The sequence below is a fragment of the Halochromatium sp. genome (assembly GCF_054919635.1).
Genome location: NZ_JBUDPI010000402.1, coordinates 1 through 3141 on the forward strand (window position 1 = coordinate 1; position 3141 = coordinate 3141).

Annotated in this window: 4 protein-coding genes; 2 read left to right on the forward strand and 2 right to left on the reverse strand. The window is 61.9% G+C overall.

Features of this window, described 5'->3' with window-relative positions; all coding sequences use genetic code 11:
* Positions 1-1439: YifB family Mg chelatase-like AAA ATPase (locus ACY693_RS17320; RefSeq protein WP_462323058.1), on the reverse strand; the 1439-nt coding region annotated here is incomplete at its 3' end.
* Between the two features lie 34 nt (positions 1440-1473).
* Complete coding sequence (gene ubiK / locus ACY693_RS17325) at positions 1474-1761, reverse strand: ubiquinone biosynthesis accessory factor UbiK (RefSeq protein WP_462323059.1); 288 nt, start codon at positions 1759-1761, stop codon at positions 1474-1476.
* Between the two features lie 311 nt (positions 1762-2072).
* On the opposite strand from ubiK, the gene ACY693_RS17330 reads away from it, so the two are divergent.
* Positions 2073-2837 carry a TorF family putative porin gene (locus ACY693_RS17330; protein WP_462323060.1) on the forward strand — a complete coding sequence of 255 codons (765 nt, stop codon included), beginning with the start codon at positions 2073-2075 and terminating at the stop codon, positions 2835-2837.
* Positions 2838-2972: 135 nt separating this feature from the next.
* A partial coding sequence (locus tag ACY693_RS17335) for a P-II family nitrogen regulator (RefSeq protein WP_462323061.1) occupies positions 2973-3141 on the forward strand: 169 nt, incomplete at its 3' end.

Below are 3141 nucleotides of genomic sequence, written 5' to 3' on the forward strand. Positions count from 1 at the left end.
ATGGTCCGGGCGACCTTCAGGATGCGATGGTAGGCACGTGCGGAGAGCGCAAGCTGCTGCATGGCTTGTTGCATGAGCCGCTGGCCGTCTCTGCTCAAGGCACAATCGCGCTCGATCTCGCGCGGCCCTAGCGCGCTATTGGGCTTGTTGCCGGCGCGCGCCAAGGCGCGCGCGCGCGCAGCCTCTACCCGTTGTTTGACGATCGCGCTCGACTCAGCCGCATCCGCGGCTCTGGAATCGGTTGCCTGCAGCTGCTCGGGGGGCAGCCGCGGTACCTCGACATGCAGGTCAATCCGATCCAGCAAGGGTCCTGAGAGGCGGGCACGGTAGCGTGTAACCTGCTCCTGGGTGCAGCGACAGCGGCCGCTGGGGTCGCCCAAATAGCCGCAAGGGCAGGGATTCATCGCCGCAATCAACTGGAATCGAGCCGGAAGCTCGGCGCTCCGGGCGGCGCGCGAGATCAGGATCTGGCCGGATTCGAGCGGCTCGCGCAGCACCTCAAGCACCCGCCGATCGAACTCCGGTAGCTCGTCCAGAAATAGCACCCCATGATGCGCAAGCGAGATCTCCCCAGGCCGTGGGTTAGAGCCGCCGCCGACCAAGGCGATCGCGGAGGCGGTGTGATGGGGTGCTCGGAATGGGCGCTGACGCCAAGATAGCGGCGTTGCGCTGGCATGCCGGCTGACTGAGTGGACTGCGGCGACCTCGATGGCCTCGGCCTCGCTCAGGCTTGGGAGTATCCCCGGTAGGCGCGATGCGAGCATCGACTTCCCAGTGCCCGGAGGGCCAAGAAACAACAGACTATGCGCGCCCGCGGCAGCAATCTCGAGCGCGCGCTTGGCCTGAGCCTGACCGCGCACGTCGGCAAGGTCCAATTCGATCGCAGGTGCTGCCGATGCCTCGACATACGGACAGCTGCTGAGTGTGCCCAATCCATTGAGGTGCTCACAGACATCGAGCAGTCGGTCGGCAGGCAAGACCTCCAGGCCGCTGACCAGCGCGGCCTCGGCGGCGTTGGGTCGCGGCAATACCAGCGCGCGGCCGGCATTACGGGCCGCGAGGGCCGCTGGCAGCACGGCATCGACTGGTCGCAGCTCCCCACTCAACGCCAGCTCACCGAGGAACTCGTGCTGGGTCAAGGGCTCGGACCGGATCTGTCCCAACGCCCCAAGGATGCCAAGGGCGATCGGCAGATCGAAACGGCCACCCTCCTTCGGCAGGTCGGCCGGCGCTAGGTTGATCGTCACGCGCCCCGGAGGAAAGTCGAAGCGACTATTGGCCAGCGCCCCGCGCACCCGATCCTTACTCTCTCGGACGGCCGCCTCAGGGAGTCCAACAATCGATAACGACGGCAAGCCGATGCTGGCATGGACCTCAACCGTGACGGCTGGCGCCTGGATGCCAACCCGCGCGCGACTGTGAAGAACTGCGAGGCCCAAGAGGATATCGCCGCTATGCGCCGAAGCTCAGTGCTTAGGCGCTTGGGGCGTCGGCAGTGTTACCGGGAGCTGGTTGGTCACTTGCCGCTGTCTCAAGTGCGGCGACGCGTTTCTCGAGCGCGGCAAGCTTTGCCCGCGAGCGCGCGAGCACTGCGGCTTGGACGTCAAATTCCTCGCGTGTGACCAGGTCGAGACGCGCTAGGCCTGCCTCTAGCGTTGCGCGGAAGCTGCGGTTGAGATCTTCTTGCAACACCTGAAGGCCCTTGGGTGCGTGGTCTGCGAGGCGGCGCGCAAGGTCGTCAATCTGTTTCGGGTCGAGCATTGGGGGTCACCAACAAAGCGGGGTCATCATTCAACTCATTATAGGGCTTCAGAGATTCAAGCGTCTGCTCCAGAGTCTGCCCTGAAATAGTGCGTCTCCCCCTGGGCGTCGACGGCTTGTTGCACCTGGCTGGTGCATCTAGTAAGTAGCAATTCTACAACATTTCACCCAAATCCGTTGTCTTTTGGGTACATAAGCTCTTTGGCATACAAGCTGCTTAGTTCTTCCTGACTGTGATTATGCAATCGGCACGATCACCACGCAGGGCGGTCGTCTCGCCCGTCTACGACATGAACTGAGGTAACTCGACGATGAAAAAACAGAGCTTAGGAATGGTGGCCGCATCTGGCGCCCTGCTATCCGCTTCGCTGCTCGTCTCAGCACCGGCTGTCGCCCAGGGCCCCTGGTCGTACAGCGCTAACATTGGCGCCGTCTCTAACTACATCTGGCGCGGTGTGACCCAGACCGGCGATCAAGCCGCGGTGCAAGGCGGTCTTGATGTCGCGCACGAGAGCGGCTTCTACGCAGGAACCTGGGTCTCTAACATCGATTGGGGTACCCCTGATCCAAACTACGAGCTCGACCTCTACGCCGGTTTCGGTGGAGCCATCAACGACGATGTGAGCTATGACATCGGCGCCATCTACTACGCCTATCCTGATGGGCGCGATGTCGACTTTGCCGAGCTCTCGCTCAGCGGCTCCTTTAAGTGGTTCACGCTCGGTGTCGCCTACACCGTCTATGGCGAGAACGATGACGGGCTGTTCGACGACGGCGATCTCTACTACTTCGGTGGTGCCGACTTCGCGCTGCCATACGACTTCGGGTTTAGCCTTCGCGCTGGCTACTACCAGTTCCGCAACGACGACATCGTCGTCGGCACCATGACCGATGCGGCCGGTAATATCATCGATCTGACTGAGACCGCAAACTACTGGAATTACGGCGCATCGATCACTCGCGATGCCGGTGATTTCGGTACCTTCAGCTTCAACTGGGACCAGAACAACGGAAAGATGGACGTCGGCTACGACACCGATCCGAAATTCTGGGTTGGCTGGAACAAAGAGTTCTGATCGATTGGCTCGCCATTTGCTAAGACGTGCTACAGCGCTACCGTACAAGCGCGTAGCGGCAATGGCCGAATTGCCATCGTCTAACGCGGCTGACCATCTACAGGTCAGTCGCAACCCATCCAACGGAGCAGACTCATGAAGCTGGTTGCTGCCATCATCAAACCCTTCAAGCTCGATGACGTGCGTGAGGCGCTTGCCGATATCGGCGTCTCGGGCATCACCGTCATCGAGGTCAAGGGCTTCGGTCGGCAGAAGGGCCACACCGAGCTCTATCGCGGCGCCGAGTACGTCGTCGACTTCCTGC